The organism is Streptomyces sp. NPDC056160 (genome assembly GCF_042268205.1).
In the GTDB taxonomy this organism is placed as follows: domain Bacteria; phylum Actinomycetota; class Actinomycetes; order Streptomycetales; family Streptomycetaceae; genus Streptomyces.
Map to the genome: position 1 here is coordinate 12,937 of NZ_JBHJUW010000077.1, position 26,297 is coordinate 39,233.

Annotated in this window: 27 protein-coding genes and 2 pseudogenes; 11 read left to right on the plus strand and 18 right to left on the minus strand. The window is 74.1% G+C overall.

Features of this window, described 5'->3' with window-relative positions:
• The first annotated feature begins 34 nt into the window (after positions 1 to 34).
• Positions 35 to 1,105, plus strand: a complete 1,071-nt coding sequence (locus ACFC02_RS25755) for a hypothetical protein (protein ID WP_376361680.1) — start codon at positions 35 to 37, stop codon at positions 1,103 to 1,105.
• Positions 1,106 to 1,222: 117 nt separating this feature from the next.
• Here the strand turns inward: ACFC02_RS25755 and ACFC02_RS25760 are convergent, their stop codons facing one another.
• The 3 genes from ACFC02_RS25760 to ACFC02_RS25770 form a co-directional block, all read right to left on the minus strand.
• Positions 1,223 to 2,068: a spermidine synthase gene (locus tag ACFC02_RS25760; RefSeq protein WP_376361682.1), complete on the minus strand. Its 846-nt coding sequence runs from the start codon at positions 2,066 to 2,068 to the stop codon at positions 1,223 to 1,225.
• A 225-nt stretch (positions 2,069 to 2,293) separates the two neighbouring features.
• Positions 2,294 to 3,463 (minus strand): elongation factor Tu, encoded by a 1,170-nt coding sequence (gene tuf, locus ACFC02_RS25765; protein WP_376361685.1) that lies wholly within the window; start codon positions 3,461 to 3,463, stop codon positions 2,294 to 2,296.
• A gap of 321 nt (positions 3,464 to 3,784) precedes the next feature.
• The gene (locus tag ACFC02_RS25770) at positions 3,785 to 4,507 is read right to left on the minus strand and encodes a DNA alkylation repair protein (protein ID WP_376361688.1); all 723 of its coding nucleotides are present in this window, start codon (positions 4,505 to 4,507) and stop codon (positions 3,785 to 3,787) included.
• Between the two features lie 49 nt (positions 4,508 to 4,556).
• Here ACFC02_RS25770 and ACFC02_RS25775 point away from each other — a divergent pair, with 49 nt between their 5' ends.
• The 3 genes and pseudogenes from ACFC02_RS25775 to ACFC02_RS25785 all read left to right on the plus strand — a co-directional run bounded on the left by ACFC02_RS25775 (position 4,557) and on the right by ACFC02_RS25785 (position 5,999).
• Entirely contained in the window at positions 4,557 to 5,336 is a 780-nt protein-coding gene (locus ACFC02_RS25775; RefSeq protein WP_376361691.1) for a TVP38/TMEM64 family protein, read from the plus strand.
• 24 nt (positions 5,337 to 5,360) lie between these two features.
• Positions 5,361 to 5,663 (plus strand): annotated as a pseudogene (locus ACFC02_RS25780) (undecaprenyl-diphosphate phosphatase); the annotation flags it as partial.
• 156 nt (positions 5,664 to 5,819) lie between these two features.
• Positions 5,820 to 5,999, plus strand: coding sequence for a hypothetical protein (locus ACFC02_RS25785; RefSeq protein WP_360970164.1), 180 nt, complete (start codon positions 5,820 to 5,822; stop codon positions 5,997 to 5,999).
• A 30-nt stretch (positions 6,000 to 6,029) separates the two neighbouring features.
• On the opposite strand, the gene ACFC02_RS25790 is transcribed toward ACFC02_RS25785, so the two are convergent.
• Entirely contained in the window at positions 6,030 to 6,770 is a 741-nt protein-coding gene (locus ACFC02_RS25790) for an SDR family NAD(P)-dependent oxidoreductase (protein ID WP_376361694.1), read from the minus strand.
• Positions 6,771 to 6,837: 67 nt separating this feature from the next.
• Complete coding sequence (locus tag ACFC02_RS25795) at positions 6,838 to 7,449, minus strand: DUF4291 domain-containing protein (protein WP_376361697.1); 612 nt, start codon at positions 7,447 to 7,449, stop codon at positions 6,838 to 6,840.
• A 187-nt stretch (positions 7,450 to 7,636) separates the two neighbouring features.
• On the opposite strand from ACFC02_RS25795, the gene lnt reads away from it, so the two are divergent.
• The gene (gene lnt, locus ACFC02_RS25800) at positions 7,637 to 9,214 is read left to right on the plus strand and encodes an apolipoprotein N-acyltransferase (protein ID WP_376361700.1); all 1,578 of its coding nucleotides are present in this window, start codon (positions 7,637 to 7,639) and stop codon (positions 9,212 to 9,214) included.
• Here the strand turns inward: lnt and ACFC02_RS25805 are convergent.
• On the minus strand, positions 9,132 to 10,043 hold the full coding sequence (locus ACFC02_RS25805) for a Gfo/Idh/MocA family protein (RefSeq protein WP_376361703.1): 912 nt from the start codon (positions 10,041 to 10,043) through the stop codon (positions 9,132 to 9,134). The two genes, lnt and ACFC02_RS25805, sit on opposite strands and share 83 nt — an antisense overlap.
• Before the next feature lie 10 nt (positions 10,044 to 10,053).
• On the minus strand, positions 10,054 to 11,358 hold the full coding sequence (locus ACFC02_RS25810) for an FAD-dependent monooxygenase (protein WP_376361706.1): 1,305 nt from the start codon (positions 11,356 to 11,358) through the stop codon (positions 10,054 to 10,056).
• A gap of 113 nt (positions 11,359 to 11,471) precedes the next feature.
• Between ACFC02_RS25810 and ACFC02_RS25815 the strand changes: the two genes are divergently transcribed.
• The 3 genes from ACFC02_RS25815 (at position 11,472) to ACFC02_RS25825 (ending at position 13,331) form a co-directional block, all read left to right on the plus strand.
• Positions 11,472 to 12,146: a TetR/AcrR family transcriptional regulator gene (locus tag ACFC02_RS25815; RefSeq protein ID WP_376361709.1), complete on the plus strand. Its 675-nt coding sequence runs from the start codon at positions 11,472 to 11,474 to the stop codon at positions 12,144 to 12,146.
• Positions 12,147 to 12,173: 27 nt separating this feature from the next.
• Positions 12,174 to 12,689 (plus strand): DinB family protein, encoded by a 516-nt coding sequence (locus ACFC02_RS25820; protein WP_376361712.1) that lies wholly within the window; start codon positions 12,174 to 12,176, stop codon positions 12,687 to 12,689.
• 129 nt (positions 12,690 to 12,818) lie between these two features.
• Entirely contained in the window at positions 12,819 to 13,331 is a 513-nt protein-coding gene (locus ACFC02_RS25825) for a hypothetical protein (RefSeq protein WP_376361714.1), read from the plus strand.
• 53 nt (positions 13,332 to 13,384) lie between these two features.
• Here the strand turns inward: ACFC02_RS25825 and ACFC02_RS25830 are convergent, their stop codons facing one another.
• From ACFC02_RS25830 to ACFC02_RS25855, 6 genes are all read right to left on the minus strand, one after another.
• Positions 13,385 to 13,909, minus strand: coding sequence for a hypothetical protein (locus ACFC02_RS25830; protein WP_376361717.1), 525 nt, complete (start codon positions 13,907 to 13,909; stop codon positions 13,385 to 13,387).
• A gap of 209 nt (positions 13,910 to 14,118) precedes the next feature.
• A complete protein-coding gene (gene ung / locus ACFC02_RS25835; RefSeq protein ID WP_376361720.1) occupies positions 14,119 to 14,802 on the minus strand; it encodes a uracil-DNA glycosylase in 684 nt (227 codons plus the stop codon).
• 441 nt (positions 14,803 to 15,243) lie between these two features.
• Positions 15,244 to 16,011, minus strand: coding sequence for an SDR family oxidoreductase (locus ACFC02_RS25840; RefSeq protein WP_360970145.1), 768 nt, complete (start codon positions 16,009 to 16,011; stop codon positions 15,244 to 15,246).
• 12 nt (positions 16,012 to 16,023) lie between these two features.
• The gene (fabG, locus tag ACFC02_RS25845) at positions 16,024 to 16,785 is read right to left on the minus strand and encodes a 3-oxoacyl-ACP reductase FabG (RefSeq protein ID WP_376361723.1); all 762 of its coding nucleotides are present in this window, start codon (positions 16,783 to 16,785) and stop codon (positions 16,024 to 16,026) included.
• Between the two features lie 173 nt (positions 16,786 to 16,958).
• The gene (locus ACFC02_RS25850; protein WP_376361758.1) at positions 16,959 to 17,423 is read right to left on the minus strand and encodes a DUF3037 domain-containing protein; all 465 of its coding nucleotides are present in this window, start codon (positions 17,421 to 17,423) and stop codon (positions 16,959 to 16,961) included.
• A 74-nt stretch (positions 17,424 to 17,497) separates the two neighbouring features.
• On the minus strand, positions 17,498 to 18,262 hold the full coding sequence (locus tag ACFC02_RS25855) for a HipA family kinase (protein ID WP_376361726.1): 765 nt from the start codon (positions 18,260 to 18,262) through the stop codon (positions 17,498 to 17,500).
• Between the two features lie 155 nt (positions 18,263 to 18,417).
• On the opposite strand from ACFC02_RS25855, the pseudogene ACFC02_RS25860 reads away from it, so the two are divergent.
• Positions 18,418 to 18,868: pseudogene (locus ACFC02_RS25860) on the plus strand (Rieske 2Fe-2S domain-containing protein).
• 34 nt (positions 18,869 to 18,902) lie between these two features.
• On the opposite strand, the gene ACFC02_RS25865 reads toward ACFC02_RS25860, so the two are convergent.
• A complete protein-coding gene (locus ACFC02_RS25865; RefSeq protein ID WP_376361729.1) occupies positions 18,903 to 19,805 on the minus strand; it encodes a LysR family transcriptional regulator in 903 nt (300 codons plus the stop codon).
• A gap of 74 nt (positions 19,806 to 19,879) precedes the next feature.
• On the opposite strand from ACFC02_RS25865, the gene ACFC02_RS25870 reads away from it, so the two are divergent.
• Positions 19,880 to 20,941 (plus strand): DMT family transporter, encoded by a 1,062-nt coding sequence (locus ACFC02_RS25870; RefSeq protein ID WP_376361732.1) that lies wholly within the window; start codon positions 19,880 to 19,882, stop codon positions 20,939 to 20,941.
• Between the two features lie 36 nt (positions 20,942 to 20,977).
• Here ACFC02_RS25870 and ACFC02_RS25875 read toward each other — a convergent pair whose 3' ends face one another.
• The gene (locus ACFC02_RS25875; RefSeq protein ID WP_376361735.1) at positions 20,978 to 22,309 is read right to left on the minus strand and encodes an aminotransferase class I/II-fold pyridoxal phosphate-dependent enzyme; all 1,332 of its coding nucleotides are present in this window, start codon (positions 22,307 to 22,309) and stop codon (positions 20,978 to 20,980) included.
• A gap of 35 nt (positions 22,310 to 22,344) precedes the next feature.
• Between ACFC02_RS25875 and ACFC02_RS25880 the strand changes: the two genes are divergently transcribed.
• Complete coding sequence (locus ACFC02_RS25880; RefSeq protein ID WP_376361738.1) at positions 22,345 to 23,028, plus strand: pyridoxamine 5'-phosphate oxidase family protein; 684 nt, start codon at positions 22,345 to 22,347, stop codon at positions 23,026 to 23,028.
• A gap of 88 nt (positions 23,029 to 23,116) precedes the next feature.
• Here the strand turns inward: ACFC02_RS25880 and ACFC02_RS25885 are convergent, their stop codons facing one another.
• The 3 genes from ACFC02_RS25885 to ACFC02_RS25895 form a co-directional block, all read right to left on the minus strand.
• Positions 23,117 to 24,067: a DMT family transporter gene (locus ACFC02_RS25885; RefSeq protein ID WP_376361741.1), complete on the minus strand. Its 951-nt coding sequence runs from the start codon at positions 24,065 to 24,067 to the stop codon at positions 23,117 to 23,119.
• Positions 24,068 to 24,281: 214 nt separating this feature from the next.
• Positions 24,282 to 25,286, minus strand: coding sequence for a DMT family transporter (locus tag ACFC02_RS25890; protein ID WP_376361743.1), 1,005 nt, complete (start codon positions 25,284 to 25,286; stop codon positions 24,282 to 24,284).
• A 96-nt stretch (positions 25,287 to 25,382) separates the two neighbouring features.
• Complete coding sequence (locus ACFC02_RS25895; RefSeq protein WP_376361746.1) at positions 25,383 to 26,120, minus strand: Clp protease N-terminal domain-containing protein; 738 nt, start codon at positions 26,118 to 26,120, stop codon at positions 25,383 to 25,385.
• Positions 26,121 to 26,297: the final 177 nt, after the last annotated feature.

Consider the following 26,297-nt stretch of genomic DNA (forward strand, 5'->3'; position numbering starts at 1 on the left):
GAATCGTGTCCCCGGAGCCCTAGGGTTACTGCACATGTGGCCAGGACAGCAGCCGCCCGGGGGCGAGCAGAACCCGCAGGACCCGCAGAACAACCCGTACCAGCAGCCGGGGTACCAGCAGCCGAATCCGTATCAGCAGCCCGGCTACCAGCAGCCCAATCCGTATGCGCAGCAGCCTCCGCAGTCACCCCAGCCGCAGCAGCCGCAGTGGGGCGCTCCGGTGCCGCCCGGCATGGCGCAGCCGCCGGCCGGCGGCGGCAGTGGTGGCGGTGGCGGGAACCGGACGAAGCTCGTCGCGATCATCGCGGCGGCCGCCGTCGTGGTGGCCGCCGGCGTGACCGGTTTCCTGGTCCTCGGCGGGAAGAAGGACGACAAGGCGGACGACGGCGCGAAGGATGCCGGCACGAGCCCGTCGGTGTCCGCGCCCGCGTCGACGTCGGCCTCCGCCGAGACCGGGCCCTCCGGCTCGGCCCCGGACGACAACCCCCGCGGCAACGAGACCGAGAAGCCGCAGATCGCGGGCTGGAAGGTCGTCGTCAACCCCAAGTGGGGCGTCGCCTTCGACGTACCCGCCGACTGGGAGGTCAAGTCTCCCGGCCTCGGTATCGGTTTCGAGGACCACAAGAGCGGCAAACTGCTCGCGGTCATGTCCGGGGCCGCCCAGGACAAGCCGAAGTGGTGCACGTCCGACGACGACAAGGACGGGCGGACCGAGAACACGTCGCTCGCCTCGACGGGCGTCAAGGGGGCCGACGGCGCGAAGAACACCGACGAGGTCGCGGTGAACACCGTGGCCTGGTGGGTGTACGGCGGCTTCACCCAGCCCGACAAGAAGAGCATCACCTTCGACAAGAAGGCCCAGCCCTTCAAGACGACGTCGGGCATCCAGGGCAGCATCGCCTGGGCCCAGTCGGCCAAGACGCCGATGAAGGGCAAGTGCGCGACCGACGGCAAGGCACTCACCTTCGGCTTCAAGAACTCCGCGGGTGACTTCGTGTCCTGGAACTTCTACGGCGTCAAGGGTGTGCGCGACGAGGTGCCCAAGGCGACCGTGATGAAGATCCTCGGCACGGTGCGGCTGCACGGGACGCCCACCGGCGGGTGAGGCCGGCGACGCCACGCGGCCGGGGCCGTTCCGGCGCTCCGGTCACCCGGCCACTGCGGTCTCGGGTCACTCCGATCCCGGGTCACTCCGATCCCGGGTCACTCCGAGGGCCTCGGATCAGCCGATGCCGAAGGACCCGCCCGGGGGCTCGGGCGAGGCCACGGCGTCCTCGTCCCGCACCGGCCGCGCGGCGCCCACGAACTCCCGCAGTCCGGCGCCGTGTTCCACCCGGGCGGGGAACGTGTCCGAGGCGGTGAGCCGGGTCAGGGCGGCCGTGTCGAGTGGGCGGTGCGCGGCGATCAGCACCACGTTGCCGAAGCGGCGTCCCCGCAGCACCCCCGGCTCGGCGATGAGCACCGTCTCCTCGAAGAGCTCGGCGAACGTGGCGAGTTGGGAACGCACGAAGGCGAAGGGCGCGGCGTCCGCGAGGTTGGCGAGATAGACGCCGTCGCGCCGCAGCACGCGCTCGGCCTCGCGGGCGTAGGCGAGCGTGGTGAGGTGCGCCGGAACCCGGGAGCCGCCGAAGACGTCGGCGACCAGTACGTCGGCCGAGCCGGCCGGGGCTGTTTCCAGCCAGGCGCGGGCGTCGGCCGCGTGCAGGGCTATGCCCGAGCCGTCGGGCACGGGAAGGTGTCCGAGGATCAGCTCCAGCAGGCCGCGGTCGGCCTCGACGACGTCCTGGCGCGAACCCGGCCGGGTCGCGGCCACGTACCTGGGCAGCGTGAGCGCACCGCCGCCCAGGTGCAGCACGTCCAGCGGGCGGCCCTCTTCCGCCACCGTGTCCAGCACGTGCCCGAGGCGGCGCGCGTACTCGAACTCCAGGTGGGTGGGCGCGTCCAGGTCGACGTACGACTGCGGCGCCCCGTCCACGGTCAGCAGCCACGCGCGCGCCCGGTCGACGTCGGGCATCAGCTTGGCGGTCCCGTGATCGACGGTACGGGTCACGGGTATGGGCTCGGTCACCCCACCATTGTGCCGGGGCGGCCACGAGGCCGGACAGGCGGCCAGGCGGGCAGGGCACCGCGCCGCGAAGGCGCCCGAAGTCGACCGAAGCAACGAGAGGCCACCAGAGGCAACCGAAGGGCCCCGAAGCAACCAGGGGCGACCAGGGGCGACCCGAAGGCAGGCGCCGGTGCCGCGCCACCGGTCCTCACCGGCGGCGCGGCACCCCGCGCCCGGGATCCCCGCTCACTCGACGGCGGTCACGGTCCCCGCCCCCACGGTCCGGCCGCCCTCGCGGATGGCGAAGCCGAGCCCCGGCTCCAGGGGGACCTCGCGTCCCAGCTCCACCGTCATGGTGACGGTGTCCCCGGGCCGCGCGAGCGCCGCCTCGCCGAGGTCGACGTCGCCGACCACGTCCGCGGTACGGATGTAGAACTGCGGCCGGTACCCCGTGGCCACCGGCGTCGTCCGGCCGCCCTCGCGGGCCGACAGCACGTACACCCGGGCCGTGAACCGCCGTCGGGGCGGCACGCTTCCGGGCGCCGCGACGACGTGCCCGCGGCGGACCGCGTCGCGCGGCACCCCGCGCAGCAGCAGCGCCACGTTGTCCCCGGCCTGCGCCTCCTGCATCGGCTTGCCGAACGTCTCCAGGCCGGTGACCACCGTCTCGGTCTCCGCGCCCAGGACCTCGACCCGGTCCCCGACGCGGACCGTGCCCCGCTCCACTGCTCCGGTGACGACGGTGCCGCGGCCGGTGATGGTGAGCACGTTCTCCACCGGCAGCAGGAACGGCGCGTCCAGGTACCTCTCGGGGATCGGCACGTAGGTGTCCACCGCGTCGAGCAGCGCCTCGATGGACGCCGTCCACCGCTGGTCGCCCTCCAGCGCCTTCAGTCCGGAGACGCGCACGACCGGTACCGCGTCGCCGGGGTAACCCTGCTGGGTGAGCAGGTCGCGGACCTCCAGCTCGACGAGGTCGGTCAGTTCCTCGTCGCCCGCGTCGGCCTTGTTGAGCGCGACGACGATGTGGTCGACGCCCACCTGCCGGGCGAGCAGCACGTGTTCGGCGGTCTGCGGCATGATCCCGTCGAGCGCGGAGACGACGAGGATCGCCCCGTCGAGCTGCGCGGCCCCGGTGACCATGTTCTTGACGTAGTCGGCGTGGCCGGGCATGTCGACGTGCGCGTAGTGCCGGGTGTCGGTCTCGTACTCGACGTGCGCGATGTTGATGGTGATGCCGCGGGCGGCCTCCTCCGGAGCCCGGTCGATGCGGTCGAAGGGCACGAACGTGCCGGTGCCGCGCTCGGCCAGGACCTTGGTGATGGCGGCGGTCAGGGTGGTCTTGCCGTGGTCGACGTGGCCCATCGTGCCGATGTTCAGATGCGGTTTGGTGCGTACGTACGCCGTCTTGGGCATGGCTGTACCTCGAAGCCTGAAGAGAAGTGAGGCGGGACCCCCGAGAAGTACCGACCCTCCCCCTGCGGGGTCCGCCGGACGATCCGGGGAGGGTCAGCTTCGGGCGCCGTCGACTGCGGCCACGAGGATCCGGACGGCAGCCTCCGGAGCATCCGCGACTGCGGATGCTGCGAGGAGGAAGGCGTGCCGGAACATGAGGTCGATCATCGCCGAAGGGCGGCCGCGCGTCGAATGGTTTTCGGCGTACGGGAACGTCCGGACGTACAGCGGGAAAGCCAGGCGCTCCCGGGGCGTTCGGATGCGCGAACGGCGTTCAGGCCGTCAGGGGCCGATGTTCCGCAGCGCCTCCCGCACCGACAGCGGTGCGAACCTGCCCCGCTCCCGGGCCACGAAGTCGCGTACGGCCTCCGGGTCCGTCTTGGCGTACTCGCGCAGCGACCATCCGATGGCCTTGCGGACGAAGAAGTCGGGGTGCCCGCCCTGGCGCACGCAGTAGGCGAACAGGCGCTCGCTGTCGGTGCGTTGCCTGTAGCGCAGCTGGTGGAGCAGGGCGGTGCGGGCGACCCACGGGTTCTCGTCGGCGATCCAGGCGTCCATGTCCGCCCGCAGCCGGGGATCGGCCGCCACCAGCGGACCGACGACGTGCGCGGCGAGCAGGTCGACGGTGTCCCACCAGGGAACGGTGGTGACGAGGTGCCGCGTCACGGGCAGGAACCGGGAGGAGCAGCGCCCCACGTGCCGGCGCAGGTAGTCGACGGCGAAGTAGTGGTACTCGCGCTCGGGCAGATCCCAGCACCGCAGCGCGATCGCCGTGCAGTCGGCCTCCCGGGGCCGGGGTGTGCCCGCGAGGACCGTGCGGGACAGGGCGCGGCGCACGGGCGCGGTCAGACCGAGGAAAGGGGCGACGTCCTTCATGTACGCCCGCAGGGCCGGGGCCCGCGGCGGGTCGGCCGCGGCGGCGTAGGCGGTGGTCAGCCGCTCCAGCACGGTGTCGGCGAGAGCGCTGTCCGGCACCACCGGGACCCTCGCTTCTGTGACACTCATGAGACGAACCATACGGCGATCAGACACACCTGTCGGTTAATGTCACCAGATGCTCGATGCCACCAACCGCTCTGGGGGCACCGCCACGGCCTCTCCCCGGGCCACCGCCACCGAGCCGGGCGTCGCCGTCCTCGCGGCGGCGCCGGCCACCCTGACCGCTTCCGCCCGCTGCGCGAGAGTGCTGCTGTCGCCCTGGTCCCGGCTGTCCCTGCTGCTCGTTCTGCTCGCGGCGGCCGGTGCGTGCGTGCTGCTGTTCCAGCCGCAGCGACTGCTGGCGCACGGCTTGCCGCCCCAGCTCGGCGGTTTCGCGGCGGTCCTGCTCTTCGCGGTGGCGTACGGCCTGTGCACGGTGGCGTTCGTGCCGCGGCCGTTGCTGAACCTCGCCGCGGGCGCGCTGTTCGGCTCGGGCCCCGGGCTGGCGGCCGCGCTCGCCGGTACGGTCCTGGGTGCCGGGGTCGCCTTCGGCCTGGGGCGCGTGCTGGGCCAGGACGCGCTCCGGCCGTTGCTGCGCGGCCGGTTGCTGAGGGCGGCTGACGGGCAGCTGAGCCGGCACGGGTTCCGTTCGATGCTGGCCGCCCGGCTGTTCCCGGGCGTGCCGTTCTGGGCGGCCAACTACTGCGCCGCCGTCTCCCGGATGGGCTGGCCGGCGTTCCTGCTCGCGACGGCGCTCGGCTCGATCCCGAACACCGCCGCCTATGCGGTCGCCGGCGCCCGCGCCGCCACGCCGACCTCGCCGGCGTTCCTGATCGCGATGGCCTGTATCGCCGTCCCGGCGCTGGCGGGCGCGACGGTCGCCTGGCGCAAGCGCCATCATCTGCGCGCACGTTGAAGGCGCCCCGGGTCGTGAAGCGCGGGCTACCGGCGTGAAGCGGCGGCGCGGCACTCCTTCCTGCCGGCCGTTTCCGCCGTACTGGCCTTGGGCGCCTTCGAGTTGAAGGACGCCCTGGAGGGCGGCCAGGTGGTGTGGGGGCGCCGGCGTCGCCGGCGACAGACATCGGTCGCCTTCGCGTCCGGTCACGCGGTCGTCGCATGGTTCTCGAAGTACGTCTCCAAGAGAAGCTTCATGCCGTTTCGCCTGGTACCGGATCGCGCTCGGTCCCGTCGTCATCGGGCTGGTCACGGCCTGGTGCACAGCCCGCACGCTGCGGAGCCGGCCGAGTGGGCAGTCGTCCCGGAGACGCCGGCCGAGTCCGTGGCAGAGCGCCGTCGGGGGCGGCCGGGTGGGGCGAACGACGCGCGCGTGACCGACTCCATACGGTTCCTGTAGCCGTCCGGTAGCGCAGCGTCAGTGCTTGCCCCTACGCTTGGGGCCATGTCCCCCGATTTCATGGCCCTTGGTTCCGTGCGGTCCGCTGCCGAGCTGAACGAGCAGATCCGGGCGCTCTGGATGCGTGCGGGCGGGTCGCTGTCGGCCCAGGAACGCGCGGAGTACGAGCTGCTGGTGGTCGAGTGGGCCGCCGCCATCCGGGGCCGGGTGGTCGAGGCGGCCTGACACCGCGCCCGGCGGCGGTCGCGCCGGCGGTCAGCGTCCGCCGGAGACCCGCAGCACCGCTCCCGACGCGTAGGAGGCGTCCGGTGACATCAGCCAGGCGACGGCGGCGGCGATCTCCTCGGCCCGTCCCGGGCGGCGCAGCGGAATGGCGTCCGAGGCGCGACGCGCCCGGTCCGGGTCACCCATCGCCGCGTGCATCTCGGTGTCGATCATGCCCGGTGCGACCGCGTTGACGCGGATGCCGTCCGGGCCCAGTTCCTTGGCCAGCCCCAGGGTCAACGCGTCCACGGCGGCCTTCGTCGCCGCGTAGTGCACGTACTCGCCGGGGCTGCCGAGCGTGGCGGCGGCGGACGACACGTTCACGATCACGCCGTTTCCGCGCGGACCCATCAGCTGGGCCGCCCGGCGTGAACACAGCAGGGTGCCCAGCAGGTTGACGTCCACGACCCGGCGCAGGTCGGCGGTGTCCGTATCGGCGAGGCGGCCCAGCGGCCCGGTCACCCCGGCGTTGTTCACCAGCCCCGTCACCGGCCCCAGCCGCTCCTCCGCCGCGGCGAACAGCCGCTCGACGTCGGCCTCCACGGAGGTGTCCACGCGCACGGTGACACTGCGTGCCCCCGCCTCCAGCACCTCGTCCGCGACGGCTTCCGCGGCGCGGGTGTCACGGACGTAGCCGACCACCACGTCGTGGCCGTCGGCCGCCAGCCGACGGCAGACCGCGGCACCGATGCCCCGGCTGCCTCCGGTGACGACCGTCACGAGACGCTTCATGCCGACCTCCGGTCTCCTCACCCGCGCCCGCCGTCCCCCCGCCGGGCGGCGGCCTCACGTGATCATCCTAGGCCCGCAAGTGCGCAAGCACCTCGCCGGCCAGGGGGTAGGCCCGCTCGTCCGGCAGCAAGGCGGCGGCCCGCTCCAGCTCACCCGACCGGACCAACGCGTGCACCTCGGCCGCGAGCGGGGTGACGTCCTCGACACCTACGATCCACTCGTCCGCGTACCTCACCGCCGCCTCCCCAGCCAGGCCGAGCTGGAGGGAGCGATACGGCAGCGGGGCCAGGCGCAGGTCGCGCTCCGGATCCCACTGCACGCGCGCGGGCGCCTGCCTGAGCCGGCTGCGCCACGCGGCATGGTCGCCGTGCACTTCCGGGACGTAGTGCGAGAGGCAGGCCTCACGCAGCGCCCACTCGAAGCCGGCCCGGCTGATCCGGATCCCGAGGACGGTCTCCTGCCCCGCCTTTGTGCCCCAGCCGCAGCGGTACATCATCCAGAGGAACGACGGCTTGATCCAGGTCATCCGGTCGCGTTTCCAGGCGGCCGGAAACCGCCCGTCGCGGGCCGCGGGGCCGCCGATCTCCGGGGGGTAGGCCTGGTAGACGGTGATCGTGGATTCGGTGTGGTGGGCGCGGATGCGGAAACGGGGCTCCGGATCGGCGTGCTGATCATTCACTCGCCCAGACTCACCGACCGCCGCCCGCGCGGGCCACCGAATATGCGGAGGACGGCGGAGCCGCCCGCCGACCGTCCTGCCGGCCGGGCCGGCCGTCGCCCGGACGGGAGTTGTGGGGGCGCGCAGACTGGAAGGCGTTCGGGGATCGTCGGATAAGCGGAGCCGTCCGCGGGTAGGAGGGCGCCCTATGGAGACGTTCGGCCGCTGGCTCGGCTCGCCGTGGCGGCGTTCGGTGCTCGCCGTCCTCGCCGGTGCGCTGCCGATGCTCGCCTTCCCCGCACCGGCGTTGTGGTGGTTCGCCTACGGGGCGCTGGTTCCGTGGATCCTGCTGGCCCGCTGCGCACCGACCGGGCGGCGGGCCGCGTACGACGGATGGTGCGGCGGGCTGGGCTTCATGCTGGCCGTGCACCACTGGCTGCTGCCGAGCCTGCACGTGTTCACGGTGGTGCTGGCGGCGCTGCTGGGGGCGCTGTGGTTGCCCTGGGGGTGGCTGGTGCGGCGGTTCCTGGCCGGCCGGCCCTCGGCCGGGCGCGCCGCGGCTGCCCTCGTCGTGCTGCCGTCGGGCTGGCTGGCCGTGGAACTCGTCCGGTCCTGGCAGGGCCTGGGCGGCCCGTGGGGCATGCTGGGCGCCAGCCAGTGGCAGGTGGCGCCGGCTCTGCGGCTGGCCTCGGTCGGCGGTGTGTGGCTGTTGAGCTTCCTCGTGGTGGCCGTCAACGTGGCCGTCGCCGTCCTCGTGGCGGTGCGCGGGGTCCGGGCGCCCGCGGTGGCCGGTCTGGCCGCCACCGCCGCGGTGACCTCCGCGGCCTGGGCCTGGGCACCGCGGCCGGACGTCGACGGTCACGTCCGCATCGCCGTGGTCCAGCCGGGCATGGTCGACGGGACCGAGAGCGGACAGCGGCGGTTCGACCGCGAGGAACAGCTGACCCGCGGCCTGGCCGGGCAACGCGTGGACCTGGTGGTGTGGGGCGAGAGCAGCGTCGGCTTCGACCTGGCCCAGCGGCCGGACCTCGCGCGGCGGATCGCTGCCCTCTCCCGCGAGGTCGGCGCGGACGTCCTCGTCAACGTGGACGCCCGGCGCTCCGACCGGCCCGGCATCTACAAGAGTTCGGTACTGGTCGGCCCGGACGGCCCGACCGGCGACCGCTACGACAAGATGCGGCTGGTGCCGTTCGGCGAGTACGTCCCGGCGCGCTCGCTGCTGGGCTGGGCGACCTCCGTCGGCAAGGCCGCGGGCGAGGACCGCAGGCGGGGCGACGAGCAGGTCGTCATGGACGTCGGCCACGGCCTGCGCGTCGGCCCGCTGGTCTGCTTCGAGACCGCCTTCCCCGACATGAGCCGGCACCTGGCGCGCGACGGCGCCGGGGTGCTGCTCGCCCAGTCGTCGACCTCCACGTTCCAGCACAGCTGGGCGCCCGCGCAGCACGCCTCGCTCGGCGCGCTGCGCGCCGCCGAGACGGGGCGCCCCATGGTGCACGCCACGCTGACCGGCGTGTCCGCCGTCTACGGACCGGGCGGGCAGCGCGTCGGCCCCTGGCTCGGCACGGACGCGAGCACGGCGCGGGTGTACGACGTACCGACCGCGCACGGCGTCACACCGTACGTCCGCTACGGCGACTGGCCGGTGCACGCGGCGCTGCTGGTGCTGGGCGCGCTGTGCGTGAGCGAGGGGGTGCGGGCGCTGCTCAGGCCGCGCCGGCGCGCTCCAGCACCGTCCGCAGCACGCGCTCGCACAGCTCGTGGGTCTCCAGCGCGTCCCGGGCGCTGAGCGGCCGGCCCGCGCGTACGGCGTCGAGGAAGGACAGCACAGCCTGCTCGATGCCGCGCTGCCGGGCCACGGGCACCCAGTCGCCGCGCCGGCGCACGGTCGGCTGCCCCTTGTGGTCGATCGTCTCGGCGAGGTTGACCACCTGCCGCTTGGTGTCCTGCCCGGAGACCTCCAGGATCTCCTCGGCGGAGCCGCTGAGCCGGTTCATCACGCCGAGCGCGGTGAACCCGTCCCCGCCGAGCTGCAGCACGACGTGGTGCAGCAGCCCGTCGCGCATCCGGCCGCGCACGGTGACGTCGTCGACCGGGCCGGGCACCAGGAACCGCAGGGTGTCCACGACGTGGATGAAGTCGTCGAGGATCATCGTGCGGGGCTCCTCGGGCAGCCCCGCACGGTTCTTCTGGAGGAGGATCAGCTCGCGCGGGTGCTCGGCGCACTGCGCGTATCCGGGCGCGTAGCGCCGGTTGAAGCCGACCATGAGCGAGACGCCGCGCTCCTCGGCGAGCCGCACCAGACGCGTGGAGTCGGCGAGTTCGTAGGCGAGCGGTTTGTCGACGTACGTGGGCACGCCGGCTTCCAGGAGCCGCGTGACGATCTCGGGGTGGGCGGCGGTGGGGGCGTGCACGAAGGCCGCGTCGAGGTTCTGGGCGAGCAGCGCGTCCAGGTCCGCGTGACGCTGCCCGGCCGGCAGGTGCAGGCTGTCGGCGACCCGCTGGAGCGTGGCGGGCGTCCGGGTCTGCAGGTGCAGGTCGATTCCGGGCTGTGTGCCGAGCACCGGCAGGTATGCCTTCTGCGCGATGTCGCCCAGTCCGATGCAGCCGACCTTCACGTGTTCTCCCTCATCGTCCGCCCGCGTCCGCGGTTCCTGCCCGCACGGCAGCATACGGGCGCTGCGGCGGCCGCCAGTCGGCGATCCCGTCGAAACCGCGCAGCAGCGCTCCCGGCACGGTCCGGGACAGCGCGGCGATCGCGGTGTTCCGTACGGCGCATCCGGCCCGGTCGCCCATCATGTTCACGCGGGCGACCCGGACCGCCCGGCGGGCGACGGCGGTGGTCCGGGGCAGCCGGGCGGCGGTGTACGCGGGGAGGTCTCCCGCGTGGTGGGCGAGGACGACGGCGTCCTCGACCGCCTGGTTGCCGCCCTGCCCGAGGGTCGGCGGCATGGCGTGCGCGGCGTCGCCGAGGAGGACGGTCCGCCCGCGGTGGCAGGAGGGCAGCGGGGCTGCGATGTGGTGGACATCGTGGCGCAGGACGTCCTGCGGGCGGGCGGCGGCGAGCACCGCGGGGATCGGGTCGTGCCAGTGGCCGAAGCGGCGCAGGAGTTCGGCCCGTTCGTCGTCCGCGGCGCGCTGCCCGGCGGGCGTCACGGCGGCGGCGTACGCGTACACCCGGCCGTCGTTGAGCGGGTGCGTCCCCCAAAGGCAGCCGCGGCCCCAGGTCTCGTGTGAGGCGAACGCGGCGCCCGGTAGCGGGATCACGAGGCGCCAGGTGGTGAAGCCGGAGTAGACGGGGCCGGGGTGGTCCGGGAACAGCACCCGGCGGGCCGCGGAGTGGATGCCGTCGGCGGCCACCACGAGGTCGGCCTCCAGTTCGCCGTCGGGCGTGGCCACCCGGGCCGGGCGCCGTACGTCACCGGGGTCGGCGAGGCGGGCGGTGGCGCTCGTGCGGACGGTCCCGGGCGGGAGGAGCGCGGCCAGGGCCTCGATGAGCGTGGCGCGGTGCAGCAGGACGAGGGGGCCGCCGAACCGCTCGGCCGCAGCCGCCGCGTCGGTCCGGGCGAGCCAGCGGCCGGCCGGGGTGCGCAGCCCTCCGTCGCCCTGCCAGGCGGCGAGATCGCGGATCCGGTCGCCGATGCCGATGACGTCCAGGGCGCGCAGGGCGTTCGGGGAGAGCGAGACGGCCGCGCCGACGGGCTCGACGGAAGGGGCGCGCTCCAGCACGGTGACGCGGTGGCCGGACCGGTGCAGGGCCGCCGCCGCGGCGAGGCCTCCGATGCCGCCGCCGATGACCACGGCGGTCGTGGGCCGGGACGACCGGGCCTGGGTCCGGTCCCGGTAGCTGCTCTGCGGCCGGTCCTCGGACCAACTCCGGGGCTGAGGCTCGGACCGGGACTGGGACTGTGGCTGGGGCTGTGACTGGGGCATGGCGCCTCCCGCACGACTGGGACTACACCTGTAGTGTCCCGTGGGCGAGTCCGACGATACTACGGATGTAGTGACGCGCACTACGGGTGTAGTCGACCGGTAGGTTGATCCCCATGCCCGCACCCGCCGAACGCACCTCCCCCACCGAAGACACCTCTCCAGCCGAGCCCCCTTCCACCGCCTCCCCCACCGAGCGCGCTTCCCGCGCCGATCGTGTCGCCGACGCCGCCCTCGCCCTGCTCGCCGCACGCGGGATGCGGGGGCTGACACACCGGGCCGTCGACGAGGCGGCGGGGCTGCCGCAGGGTTCGACGTCGAACGTCGCCCGCACCCGCCAGGCCCTGCTGGAACTGGCCGTGCGGCGGCTGGCCGACCGGGAGGGGCGGGTCCTGGCCCTGCACGAGATGCCGGACCCGCGCACCGGCGGCCTCGACGCACTGGTGGACGGGCTGGCGCTCGCCACCCACCGCGCGCTGACCGGCAACCGCGGACTGACCCTCGCCCGCTACGAACTGGCCCTGGAGGCGACCCGCCGCCCGGAGCTGCGCGCTCCCTTCGACGCGGCGGGCGCCCGCTTCCGCGACCAGCTCGGCGCGCTGGTGACCGCGATGGGCTCCACCGAGCCGCAGCGGCACGTCCTGTCCCTGGTCGCCTGGGCGGACGGGCTGATGTTCTCCTGCGTGGCCGGGACCTTCCACACCCGGATCCCGGAACTCGACGAGGTGCGGGCCGGGCTGCGGGAGCTGCTGGAGGGCATGCTCGGCGGCGGCGGAAAACCCGTGGTGTGAGGTCCGCGCCTGAGCGAGGATCGACGCATGACGACGACCGAGCGCCGCGAGCCCGCCCCCAACGCCGACGAACGCGGCATGCTGGAGGGCTGGTTGGACTACCACCGGCAGACGCTGGCGTGGAAGTGCGAGGGCCTGACCGACGAACAGCTGCGCACCGCGTCCGCCGCGCCGTCCGAGCTGACCCTGCTGGGGCTGGTGCGGCACATGGCGGAGGTGGAACGGGCCTGGTTCCGCAGGGTGCTGGCCGGCGAGGAGGCGGGGCCGCTCCACTACGACGAGCAGGACCCCGACGGCGACTTCCACGTCACCGACTCCGACACCTGGGCCGAGGCCCACGCCACCTGGCAGGCGGAGATCGAGGCCGCACGACGCCTCACCGCCGGCCTCGGCCTGGACGACCTGTCGAAGGGCCGGAGCAGGTTCAGCGACGAGCCTTTCAACCTGCGGTGGATCTACACGCACATGATCGAGGAGTACGCCCGCCACAACGGCCACGCCGACCTGCTCCGCGAACGCCTCGACGGCGTGACCGGAGACTGACGGAGCCGGGCACGCGACGTCACCCGGCCGCACGGCGCCCACTCCCTACGGGGCACGAGATCACCCGTGCGGGGCATCCTGCGCCCGTCCGCGGGCCGCGCGCTGCGCGGACGCAGCACAGTGGCGCGGGTGCATCGAACGACCACCGCCGCAACGCTCCTGATCACCGTGGCCGTCTCGGCTCTGACCGGCTGCGTCACGGTCCAGCGGTCGCCCTCCGCGCCTGGGGCGGCCGCCTCGGCGGCCCCGGCCCCGCGCGCCGAGGGCAGTGCCGGGCCGCGCGCCGTGCAGGCTCCCGCCCGGGAGGCCCTGGAGCGCGCCGGTTCCTCCGACTCACCCCGGCCGGCCGCCCGTACGCGCCCCCCGGCCGCCCCGGAACCGGCCGCGCACCCGCACGCCCCCGCCGCCCCGGAGCCGCCGGCGCGGCACCAGCACCCGGCCCCGCACTCCCCCGCCCGCCCCGCACACCGGCCCGCGCCCGCACCGTCGCGGCCCCCTGTGTCGCACCGCGCCAAAGCCCCCGCTCCGCACCGGCCGCCGGTACCGGCCGCCCCGGGCGTCTGCGCCCTCGGCAAGCAGTACGGCGGCTGGCGCCCGAACAGCCCCGAGGCGAGGATCTGCGGCCAGACCTACGGCCGTTGAGCACCGTCGCCACGGCCGTCGAGCGCCGTCGCCACGGCCCGTCGAGCACGTTGCTAAGACCGCTGGCGGGGCGGTCCCCCCGGGTCCTCCCCGAGGTCGGGTCCGTCGTCGCCCAGCCGCAGTTCCAGCCGGTGGATCGCCGCGCGGACCCCGTCGCCGTAGCTGTCGTCGGCGAGGCCGCCCGCCGTGCAACGCGCGTGCCGGAGGTGGCTGCGGGCGGCTTCGGAGCGGCCGAGCTTCACGTAGTCGGCGGCCAGGTTCAGATGCAGGGACGGGTACAGGGCGCGGGCCGCCGGCGCGCCCTCGTGCCCGGCGAGCCGGTCGTCGGTGAGTTCCTCGGCGGCGGACAGCGCCCGGAGGTCCCAGGCCAGTTCGTCGCAGGGGTCGTCCTGGGTGTCCGCCATGTAGTGGGCCAGCGTGCAGCGGTGCAGGGGGTCGCCCTCCACGCCGATCTCGCGCCACAGGGCGAGGAACCGTACCCGGGCCTCCTCGCGGTCACCGGCGTGGTGCAGCATGACGCTCTGGCCGATCCGCGTGAGCACGGCGTCACCCGCCGTCGGCTCCTGCCACTTGGTCACGGCGCCCTCCTGCCCTCTCCCCGACCCGACTCCCCCGACGCTAACCGCACCCAGCGGCAATCCGGCTCAGGCGGCCCGCGCGAGGCCCCACCTCTCACCCCGTGTCCGGACACGGACACCGACACGACCACGGGCACGGGCGCGCGCACTGCCGGGGGCCTCCGCCCCGCGCCCGCGCTCCTCCCTGCCGGGGCCGGGGCCCTGTCCGCTCAGCCCAGGTCCGGAATCCGCCAGTCGATCGGCTCGTGCCCCTGCCGCGCCACCGCCTCGTCGATCTGGGTGAAGGGACGGGAGCCGAAGAACTTCTTCGCCGACAGGGGCGACGGATGCGCCCCCTTGACCACCACGTGCCGCGTCTCGTCGATCAGCGGCAGCTTCTTCTGCGCGTAGTTGCCCCACAGTACGAAGACCGCCGGGTCGGGCCGGCCGGCCACCGCGCGGATCACCGCGTCGGTGAACCTCTCCCAGCCCCGCCCCTTGTGGGAGTTGGCCTCGCCGGAGCGGACCGTGAGCACCGCGTTCAGCAGCAGCACGCCCTGCTGGGCCCACGGCATCAGATAGCCGTTGTCGGGGATCGGGGTGCCCAGCTCCTGGTGCATCTCCTTGTAGATGTTGCGCAGCGACGGCGGGACCTTCACGCCGGGGCGCACCGAGAAGCACAGGCCGTGTCCCTGGCCCTCCCCGTGGTAGGGGTCCTGCCCGAGGACGAGCACCTTCACCCGCTCGTAGGGCGTGGCGTCCAGCGCGGCGAAGACCTCCTCGCGCGGCGGGTACACAGGACCCTTCGCCCGCTCCTCCTCGACGAACTCGGTCAGCTCCTTGAAGTAGGGCTGCTGCAGTTCGTCGCCCAGAACCCCGCGCCAGGACTCGGGCAGCATGGCGATGTCGGTCACGTCAACGTCCTCACGATGTGCGGTCACTTCCTGCCGACTGAACCTACAGGCGACCACTGACAACGGCCCCGGGCCCCGGCCGATGCCGGGCCGATGCCCCGCCTGCCGGCTGGCCTTGCGGGGCAGTTCCGCCGGCCGGCCCTCCGGTACGCCGGCAACCGCTACGGCTCCGGCGACGGCCCTGCAGTTGTGCAGGAGCTGGAACTCGGTGAGCTCGGTGAGGGGGACGCGGGCCCTGACGACGCCGGGGTCGCTGAAGTCGTCGAAGAAGCCCGTGGTGTGGCCGGTGAGCCGGTGAGGCCCGTGGGGACCATGGAGTGCAGGGGGCCGACGACGTCCTCGTGGACCTCGTGCGCGCTCGCCGGCCGGTCCACGACTCCACCGGTAGGTCGACGAAGCGACTGGTCGACCTACCGGTGGACGGGGTCCCGAGCGCTCCGGTCAGCCCACACCGGCGTTGAGGAAAATGCCGCCGTCGACGACGAGCGTCTGCCCGGTGATCCAGTCGGACTGCTCGGAGGTGAGGAACGCCGCCGCGCCGCCGATGTCGGAAGGCACGCCGAGCCGGCCGAGCGGGTAGGCCGCGGCGGCCTCCTCCTCGCGGCCCTCGAACAGCGCCTGCGCGAACTTCGTCTTCACCACACCGGGGGCGATGGCGTTGACCCGGACCTTCGGCGCGAACTCGTGTGCGAGCTGCTGGGTCAGGTTGATCATCGCGGCCTTGCTGACGCCGTAGGCGCCGATGAACGGCGAGGGGGCGAGGCCGGCGATGGAGGAGATGTTCACGACGGCGCCGCCGTTGTCCTTCTGCCAGGCGTGCCAGGTGCGCTGGGCGAAGCCGAGCGCGGAGATCACGTTGGTCTCGAAGACCTTGCGCGCCACGTTCAGGTCGAGGTCGGCGAGCGGACCGAACACCGGGTTGGTCCCGGCGTTGTTGACCAGGTGGTCGACGCGGCCGAACGCCTCCATGACGCGGTCGACGGCCTCCGCCTGATGGGCCTCGTCGTGGGCCTTGCCCGCGACGCCGATGACCCGGTCGGTGCCGAGCCGTTCGACGGCCTCCTTCAGGGCGTCCTCGTTGCGGCCGGTGATGCACACCCGGTCGCCCCGGGCCACCATCGCCTCGGCGATGCCGTAGCCGATGCCGCGGCTGGCGCCGGTGACGATGGCGACCTTGCCGGAGAGCGCGTGGGGTTCCACGGAAGTCATGTGCGCGTTTCCTTAGTTGAGCGGTCCGCCGGCGACGTAGAGCACCTGGCCGGAGACGAAGCCGGCGGCGTCACCCGTGAAGAAGGCGATCGCGTTGGCGATGTCCTCCGGCTCGCCCACGCGCTGCACCGGGATCTGGGTCGCGGCGGCGGCCTTGAAGTCCTCGAAGCCCATGCCGACGCGTTCGGCGGTGGCCTTGGTCATCTCGGTGGCGATGAAGCCCGGGGCGACGGAGTTGGCGGTGATGCCGAACTTGCCCAGCTCCTTGGCCAGCGTCTTGGTGAAGCCCTGCAGGCCCGCCTTGGCGGCCGAGTAGTTGACCTGGCCGCGGTTGCCGAGCGCGGAGGACGAGGAGAGGTTGACGATCCGGCCGAAGCCCGCGTCCACCATGTGCTTCTGGATCGCGCGGGTCATCAGGAACGAGCCGCGCAGGTGCACGTTCATGACGGTGTCCCAGTCGGAGACGCTCATCTTGAACAGCAGGTTGTCACGGAGCACGCCCGCGTTGTTGACGAGGATCGTCGGCGCGCCGAGTTCCTCGGCGATGCGCGCGATCGCCGCCTCCACCTGCGCCTCGTCACAGACGTCGGCGCCGATCGCGACGGCCCGCCCGCCGGCCGCGGTGATCTTCTCCACGGTGTCCTTGCAGGCGGCCTCGTCGAGGTCGATCACGGCGACGGCGCGGCCCTCGGCGGCCAGTCGTACGGCGGTGGCGGCGCCGATGCCGCGCGCGGCCCCGGTGACGACGGCCACCCGCTGGTCAGTGGTGGACATTGCTGCTTCTCCTCGCCCTTGAGAGAACCCGGCCGGGACCGGACCGGCGCCCGGTCCGGCGAAGCGGTCCGGGGGTCCGGTCTGCGGTGAGCGACCGCTTAGTACCTTCGGTGGATGTGACGCTAGAAGCCCTGGCACCCGGTGTCAACGGCACACGGGGCGCGTGTGATCCATTACCTCACCAGAAGGTCCAGCAACCGTTCCGTCTCCGCGGCGGGGTCCAGGGTGAGGCCGGTGTGCACCGGGCCGGGCTGGACGATCGTGGAGCGGGGCGCGGCCAGCCAGCGGAACCGCCGCCCGGCGTCGTCGCCCGCCGCCTGCCCGGCGGCGCTCCCGCCCGCGCAGACACGTTCCACGGCGGCGAGGGCGGCCCGCACGCCCGCCACGTCGGCCCGCGGGTCGAGCGCCAGCAGCCGGGCCTCGTCGAGGTGGGTGCGGGCGCCTACGTAGGCCTTGGCCCGGCAGTAGAGGAGTACACCGGCGTTGATGCGCTCGCCGCGCTCGACGCGTGGGACGATCCGCAGCAGGGCGTACTCGAAGACGTCCCGGTCACTCGTACGGCCGCCGATGATGTGGCGCTCCCCGGCCTGCCGGCCGCCGAGGATGTGGTGGTCCCCCGCCGGACGGCCACCCTGCATGGGGCGGTCCCCCCGACGGCCACCCTGCACGGGGTGGTCCCCCACCGGCTCGCCGCCGGTCATGGGCTGGTCGCTCACTTGGCCCCCTCGATGCCCTGGATGCGTTCGTGGATCACGGCGGCCCGTGCGAGCAGCGGCCGGGCGTAGGCGCGGCGCAGTTCGTCGGGAGTGCCGAAGCCGGGCTCGCCGGTCAGCCAGGCGTCCGGGATCTCGGCGGTCACCTCGGCGAGCAGGTCCGCGGTGACGATCGGGGCGAGCCGTGCGGCGGCGGCCGCGAGGTCCGGGCGGAACGGCGCGAGTACGTGCTCGGAGGCGTCGTACGGGCGGGCTGCGGAGGCCTCGGCGCCGGGCCAGTTGTGGTGCCAGATCATCGTCGCGCCGTGGTCGATGAGCCACAGCTCGCCGCGCCGATGGAGCAGGTTCGGGTTGCGCCAGGAGCGGTCCACGTTGTTCACGAGCGCGTCGAACCAGACGATCCGCCCGGCCTCCTCGGCGCCCACCGGGAAGGCCAGCGGGTCGAACCCGAGGGCACCGGAGAGGAAGTCCATCCCGAGATTGGTACCCCCGCTGGAGCGCAGCAGTTCCTGCACCTGCTCGTCGGGTTCGCCGAGTCCGAGGACGGGATCGAGGCCGATGGCCACCAGCGGGGGCACCCGGAACCCCAGCCGCCGGGCCAACTCGCCGCACACGACCTCGGCGACGAGCGTCTTGCGGCCCTGTCCGGCGCCGCTGAACTTCAGGACGTACGTCCCGAAGTCGTCGGCCTCGACGAGCCCCGGCAGCGAGCCGCCCTCCCGCAGGGGTGTGATGAAGCGGGTCGCGTTGACTTCCTTGAGCATCGCCCCAGGTTACTGGCGCCGCGTGCGGCTCCGGACGCGAACTCGACGCCATGGGGGGCGCCCGGGCCGACGCCACGGGTGTACGCCCGGCGCCGGCCGGACGTACTCCTGTGCGCAAGGGAGCGTCACGGAGTCCGCAGGAAGGGAACGCCGGCATGACCAGCGCATCGATCCATCCCCAGCAGGGACCGGCCCGCCGTACCGTCGTCGCGGTGCTGGGGGCGGCCGGGCCCGCCGTCGCCCTGACCGCCTGCGGGTCCGGGGGCGACAAGCCGGCGTCGGGGGACCCGGCCGAGGCCCCCGGTCAGGCAGGGGCCTCGGGGGCGCTCGCCAAGACGTCCGACATCCCGGAGGGCGGCGGGAAGATCTTCGCCGACCGGGGCTTCGTCGTCCCCCAGCCCGAGAAGGGCCGGTTCCCGGCCCTTCTCCTCGGCCTGCACCCAACAGGGCTGCTCGGTGACGGGGATCGCGAACGGTGTGATCCGCTGCCCCTGCCACCACAGCGAGTTCTCCGTGGCCGACGGGAGCGTCAGGAAGGGACCCGCGACCCGGCCGCTGCCCGCCCGGAGGATCTCCGTCAGCGGGGACGAGATCGAACTGGCCTGAGGCCGCGAACCCCGCCCCGCGGTCGGGTCGCCGCTCAGGCGACCTGCTCACCCGCGGCCCGGAGGGCCTCGACCGCCGCGCGGATCGAGGGCCGGCGGTCGGCGTCGGCCCGCCAGACGGCGTAGACATGCCGGCGTACGGCCTGCCGCACGGGGACCGTCCGCACCCCGGCGGGCAGCGGCCCCCGCCCGAGTCTGGGCGCGACACAGACACCGAGGCCCGCGGCGACCAGCGCGAGCTGAGTGGCGTGCTCCTGGGCGCGGTGCGCGACGCGTGGTTCCACCTCCTTGGAGCGCAGGGTGTCCAGCAGCCACTCGTGGCAGAACTCGTCGTCGCCCCAGGTGATCCAGTCGTCGTCGGCGAAGTCCTCCAGGGCGGCCTCGGCGCGGTCCGCGTGCCGGTGCGTCGCCGGCATCGCGACGTCGACGGGGTCGTCGAGGATCGGCGCCCGGGTGAGCCCTTCGGGCACGGGCAGCGGCTTGTTGTACCAGTCGAGCACCACGGCCAGGTCGGCGTCACCGCGCAGCACGGCCCGCAGCGCGGGCGCGGGTTCCACCTCGGCGGTGGTGACGCCGAGGGCCGGGTGCCGCGCGCGCAGATGGCACAGCGCGGCGGGGAACAGTCCGCGGGCGCCGGTGGGGAACGCGGCGAGCCGCAGTTCGCCGACCACCTGGCCGCGCTGGGCCTCCAGGTCGGACTGGGCCAGCTCGACCTGGGAGAGGATGCGAGCCGCGTGCTCGGCGAGGAGGCGGCCGGCGTCCGTGAGCCGCACGCCCCGGCCGTTCCTGGCCAGGAGCCGCTGGCCCACCTCCCGTTCCAGCTTGGCCATCTGCTGCGAGACCGCCGAGGTCGTCACGTGCAGTCCGTCGGCCGCGCCGCTGACGGAGCCGTGCCGGGCGAGGGCGTCCAGGGTGCGCAGGCGCTCCAGGTTCAACATGTAAGCGATACTACGAGGTACCCGGCGAGAATTCTCGATTGTGCTACGAGGATGTGGGCAGGCACGCTACGGTCATGAGTTCCACGACCGCGTCCTCGCCACCCTCGTCGCCCGTCCCGGCCGGCCCGGCCCGCGGCCCGCTGCACTGGCGGGTCCGTTTCGCCTTCCTGGCGCTGGTCTGGGGGTTCAGCTTCCTGTTCATGAAGGTGGGCACGCGGAGCTTCGCGCCCTTCCAGGTGACGCTGGGACGGCTGGTGTTCGGCACCGCGGTGCTGGCCGTGGCGATGGCGGTGAAGCGGCAGGGGCTGCCGCGCGGCGCCCGCACGTGGGGTCATCTGGCGGTCGCCGGATTCTTCCTCAACGCGCTGCCGTTCTCGCTCTTCGCGTACTCGGAGCTGACCATCCCGTCCACCCTCGCGGGCATCTGCAACGCCACCTCGCCCCTGTGGGGCATGGCGCTGTCCCTGGTCGCCCTCTCCGAGGACCGCCCGACCCGGGTGCGGGTCGCGGGCCTCGGGCTCGGATTCCTCGGGGTGCTGACCGTGCTCGGCGCCTGGCAGGGCTTCCAGGGCCTGGACGCCGGCGGCACGGCGATGGCGCTGCTGGCCTCGCTGAGCTACCCGGTCGGCTGGATCTACGTCCGGCGCACGCTGGCCGGTTCCCAGGAGTCGCACCTGTCGCTGACCGGCGGTCAGCTGCTGCTGGCGACGGTGCAACTGGCGGTCGTCACTCCGATGTTCAGCGATGTGCCGAGCCACGTGGACGTCCTCCCGCTGCTCTCGGTCGCCGCGCTGGGCGCCCTGGGCACGGGCTTCGCGATGCTCGTGCAGTACGGGCTCGTCGCCGAGGTCGGTCCGACGACCGCCCAGATGGTCACCTACTTCGTGCCGATCATCGCCGCGGGTGCCGGTGTCGCCGTCCTCGGCGAGCACCTGACCTGGTCGACGCCGGTCGGCGCGGTGATCGTCCTGGCGGGAGCGGCCCTGACCCAGGCCAGGTCCGGGCGCGGCACCCGGCACGCCGGCGCCGCCGGCTCCCTGCCGCCGGAGCAGTCGGCCGGCCCCGGCGCGCAGCCCCCGGCCGCCGCGGCGACAGCGGGAGTGGCAGCGGCAGCGGCAGCGGCCACGAACCCGTAGCCGCATGCCGGGCCGGAAGAGCCCGGCCCCCGCCGCTCAGACGTACGTCCGCTCCGGAACCGGCCTCAGAGCCGCCGCCACCGCGTCCGCCAGCCGCCCGGCCTCGCCCTCCCGCAGCGTCGAGACGGTGATCCGGACGCCCGGCGGCTCGTTCAGCCGGAACAGGGCGCCCGGGGCCACGGCCCAGCCCGCGTGCAGCAGCCGTGCGACGACACCCGTCTCGTCCGGCACGGGCACCCACACGTTCATCCCGCTGCGCCCGTGCGCGGCCACACCCCGCTTTGCCAGCGCGCCGATGAGCAGCTCACGCCGTCGGCTGTACTCCGCCGCCACCGCCCGGGTGTCCAGCGCCCCGTCCGTCCGCAGCCGTACCACGGCCCGCTGCACCAGCAGGCTGACCCAGCCGGGCCCGAGCCGCTGCCGTCCGCGCACCCGGTCGACCGTGACCTCGTCGCCGGTGAGCACGGCGAGGCGCAGGTCGGGGCCGTAGGCCTTGGCGACCGACCGGACGAAGGCCCAGTGCCGGGTGGCCCCGGCGAGCGGGTGCAGCGGGAGGTCGACGATGCCGTGGGCGTGGTCGTCCTCGATGAGCACGGTCTCCGGGTGCTCAGCCAGGACGGTCCGCAGGGCACGCGCGCGCGTGGCGCTCAGCGCCGCACCCGTCGGGTTCTGCGCCCGGTCGGTGACGATCAGCGCCCGCGCGCCGCCCGCGAGGGCCTCGCGCACGGCGTCGACGCGCGGCCCCTCGTCGTCGACGCCCATCGGCACCGTACGCAGCCCGAGCGCCGGAACCAGGTCGAGCGTCCTGCCCCAGCCCGGGTCCTCCACGGCGACCGTGTCCCCCTGTTTGAGGTGGGCGGTGAGGACCCGCTCGACGCCGTCCAGTGAGCCGGTCATCACGGCGAGCGGCCCGTCCGGCACGCCCGCCTCGTCCAGGTCGGCCCGGGCCAGGCGGGCCAGGTCGGGGTCCACGGCCGGGGCGCCGTAGAGCACGGGAGCGCGGTCGCCCTGGGCCGCGGCCGCCGCGAAGGCCGGCGCCAGTGGCGGCAGCAGGGCCGGATCCGGGTTCCCGGCGGACACGTCGCACACACCCTCGGGTACCTCGACGCGGATGCGGTCCCGTCCGGTGGTGGCAGGGGCGGGCCGCACCCGGCTCCCCCGGCGCCCGGCGGTCTCGATCACCCCGCGCTCGCGCAGCACTCTGTACGCGGCCGCGACGGTATTGGGATTGACGCCGATGTGCACCGCCAACTCGCGCATGGGCGGCAGCAGTTGCCCCGGTTCGAGCTCTCCTGAGCCCACCGCGCGCTCGACGCTCGCCGCGATTTCTGCTGCGCGCCGCCCTTCGATCCGATATTCTCCTAGCACAAATACAATTATGCACTAGTGCAATGGAGAGCGCAATGCAGGGGACCCAGCAGCCGACACCGACGGCCGACACCTACCCGCCGACCGACCGCACCGTCCCCACCCGGTCCGCGGATCGGGCGTCGTACGACAAGGAACTGGTGCACGCGATACTCGACGAGGGGTACGTCTGCCACCTGGGCTTCGTCCGCGACGGGGCACCCGTGGTGCTGCCGACGCTCTACGGCCGGGTGGGCGAGCGGCTGTATGTGCACGGCTCGACCGGCTCGCGCCCGCTGCGCATGGCAGGGCAGGCCGACCCGGGCCTGCAGGTCTGTCTGACGGTCACCCATGTCGACGGCCTGGTCCTGGCCCGCTCCGCCTTCCACCACTCGATCAACTACCGCAGTGTCGTGGTGCACGGAACCGCCCACCAGGTGACCGACCCGGAGGAGAAGCGGCTGGCCCTGGACGTGCTGGTCGACCACGTGGTGCCCGGCCGGGCGGCCGACTCCCGTCCGGGAAACGCCAAGGAACTGGCCGCGACCGCCGTGCTCCGCCTCGATCTGGCGGCGGTCTCGGCCAAGCTGCGCACAGGCGGCGTCAGCGACGAGCCCGAGGACCTGGCACTCCCCCACTGGGCCGGCGTGGTCCCGGTCCGCAGGACGTACGGCACCCCCCTCCCGGAGGGGGACCTCGCGCCCGGCACCGAGGTTCCCGGATACCTCGCGGAGCTGTAGGCGGCGCCACCGACGGCGGGGAGGGGTCTCCCGGGCCCTGGCGGCCGGCGGCCCGGGATCCCGGGAGCCATGGATGGGGGGCCCCTCCTCACACCAAGGCGGGTTCCTCCGCCGGGGACCGGGCCCCGCGGGTCTCCGCGACGGCCAGGCCGCCGACGGAGCCGAGCATCAGCGCGGTGCCGAGGAGGGTCGCCGTCGTCAGCCGCTCGCCCAGCAGGGCGACCGCCAGGACCGCCGCGCTGACCGGCTCCAGGAGCATGATCACGGACACGGTGGCCGAGCGGACGACGGCCGCGCCCGCGAAGTAGAGGGCGTAGGCGAGGGCCGTCGGCACCGTGCCGACGTAGGCGAGCAGCCACAGCAGCCGGACCGGCTCGACGGTGTGCGGGACCAGCCCCTCCGCGGCGGCGAGCGGCAGCAGGCACAGCGTGGCCACCGCGAAGGCCCCCACGGTCGTGGCGGAGTGGTCGGCGCCGCCGCCCCGCCCCCACCGGCGGGTCAGCAGCGTCATGCCGCTGTACCCGGCCGCGGAGGCGAGGGCGAGCAGCACCCCCCACGGCCGTACGGTGGCGCCCCCGCTGCCGAGCACCAGCACCGCGAGCCCGGCCAGCGAACCGGCGACGGCGACTGCACCGCAGCGGCCGAGCCGTTCGCCCAGGGTGAGGCGGGCGCCGAGCGCGATGAAGACGGGCCCGGCGCCGAGGGTGACGACGGTCGCCACGGCCAGCCCGGTCGCGGACACGGCGGCGAAGTAGGCGGTCTGGAACACGGCGAGCCCGAGCCCGGTGGCACCGGCCCGCAGCAGCGCGCCGCCGCGGGAGACCGGCGTCGCGGAGCGCACCCGCGGGCGCAGCAGGCGGACGGCGAGCAGCAGTACGACGCCCGCGAGGCAGCGCCAGAAGGACAGCGCCGCCGGTCCCATGTCACTGGCACGGTAGACCAGGGAGGCGGCGGCACCGGCGGTGCCCCAGGCGACACCGGCGACGATCAGGTAGAGGAGGCCACGCCCGACGGGCAGGCCGGAGGAAGCATGCGACACGAGTTCTCTCCGCAGAGTGCAGAAGTTCGGCAGGGAGGACCCCGGTGCGGTGGGGTCGTCGGACTTCTTCTGCGGGCAGCACCGTCAGGCCCGGCCGTGCCCCGCGCCGCGGACGTTCCGCTGGTCGGGCAGGGGCGCCGGGCTCGTCGAAGGAGGCCCGCCTCAGGCGGCCGGAGGCGAGACGACGAGTGCGCGTGTGTGCATGATCGGCAGCCTAGACCGTCGTCCCGCGCGCCGACAACTCCCTGTCGGCCGCCCCGCCCGCGACCACTTCCCCCGCTGTCCTCGCCGGTGCCGAGGACTGCGCGATGAAGGCGCCCAGGAGGACGACGGCACCACCGGCGACCTGCGGGGCGGAGAGGTGCTCACCGAGCAGCACCCAGGCCAGCACGGTCGCGATGACCGCCTCCAGACAGGCCACCACGCCCGCCACCTGCGGCGAGAGCCGACGCACGGAGAGCACGCCTGTGACGTAGGCGAGGACCGTGGCGACCAGCACGATCCACACCAGCAGGACGGCCGCGGGCACCGCCGTGCCGTTCATGCGCGCGCTGTGGGAGAGCACGCTCCAGTCCATGCCCCAGGGCCGGGCCACGACGGTCAGTACGACGGCGCCGACGAGCAGCCCGTACGCGACGACGCCCAGCGGGTCGGGCGCCTCGTCGCCGGCGTCGCCGCCCTGGTCGGACAGGACGAAGTAGCCGACCTGGCAGCAGGCGGCGCCCAGGGCGAGGAGCAGCCCGAGGACGTCGAAGCGCAGCCCGGACCACACCTCCACGACGCAGGCGAGTCCGGCCGCGGCGAGGACCACGCCGAGGGCGGCGGCCCGGGTGACCGGGCGCCGCTGCACGAGGCGGACCCAGCCGAGCACCAAGGCCGGGGCCAGGTACTCGATGAGCAGGGCCACCCCGACGGGGATGCGGGAGAGCGCGGCGAAGTAGCACGCCTGGACGCCCGCCACGGCCAGCAGCCCGAACCCGGCGAGCAGCAGGGGGCGGCGGCGCAGCAGCGCACGATGGCGTACGGCGAGCGGCAGCATGACGAGGGCCGCGCCGGTGACGCGCAGCCAGACGACGTGCAGCGGGTCGAGGCCCGCCTCGATCAGCGGCTTGGCCGCGACCCCGGAGCCGCCGAAGGCGACCGCCGAGACGAGCGCGAGCCCGAGCCCGACGCCTTTGCCGGACTGCCCCTGACTGATCCCAGACGTAACCACCGGCACATGATGACAGGCGACGACATGAGCGTCACCCCCGTTGGCACCTGTCTCACCGGCTGGACGGTGGGGCGTGCGGGGGCAGAGCAGGGGTGGCCGGGATCAGCGGGCGGGGCCGCCGTCACCGGCGTACTGCTCCGTCCGTTCCCGGGGCCCGGCCCCGGTCCCGAATCCCGCTCCTGCCGCACTCCCGGTCCCGGCTCCGGGCGTCCCGGACTCGCCTCCGGGGCCGGACTCGCCCCCGTTCGCCCTCCGGAGGCCGGCGGCCAGCTCCCGTGCGTCGATTCCCGCACGGGCGAGTACCTCGACGGCCCGCGCCCCGGGGTCCGCGACGATTCCGGAGAGGAGGTCGGTGCCGCGCGCCGGTTCGTCCCCGCGGCGGGCGGCGAGCGCACGGGCGTGCACCAGGGCGGCCGACGCCACCGGTGACCAGCCCTCGGCCTCGGCGGCCCCGACCCCGGCGGACCCGGCCTCGGCGACCGCGGCCTCGTTCACCACGGGCAGCGCGCCGGAGTCCTCCACGCCGGTCTGCCAGCGCAGGCCGTACCCGATGCTGCGCTGGACGAGGTAGCCGAGCAGCCGGACGATCGGCGGGCCTCCTCCGAAAGCCTCGCGCACCTCGGGGTCCGACTCCAGGAGGGTGTGCAGCAGGTGGGCGGTGTCGATCTGCCGGTCCCCGTCCCGGACCGCCCTCCGGCGGGCAGCGCCGACCACGGCCACCAGCTCGGCACTGAGCCCGGTGTCGTCGTCCGGACGGCCGATGTCCTGCTCGCGGGCCGACTGCCTGGGGATACGGGGTTGCACATCCCCCAGCCCATCAGTCCCGCGAGCCCCGGTCATCCCCGGCGGGGAGCATTTCCGCGTCCCACGGAGAGTGGACCCGAAGGCCTGGAATCTCCTCCTTACGGATGAGATCAGGTCAATCCGCACAGGGCCCGCCCGGGAACCACACAGCCGGGCGTCGTCGCCGCCCCGCGCAAGCCAGGCCCTCCCCGCACGCACACACACGGCCGGCGC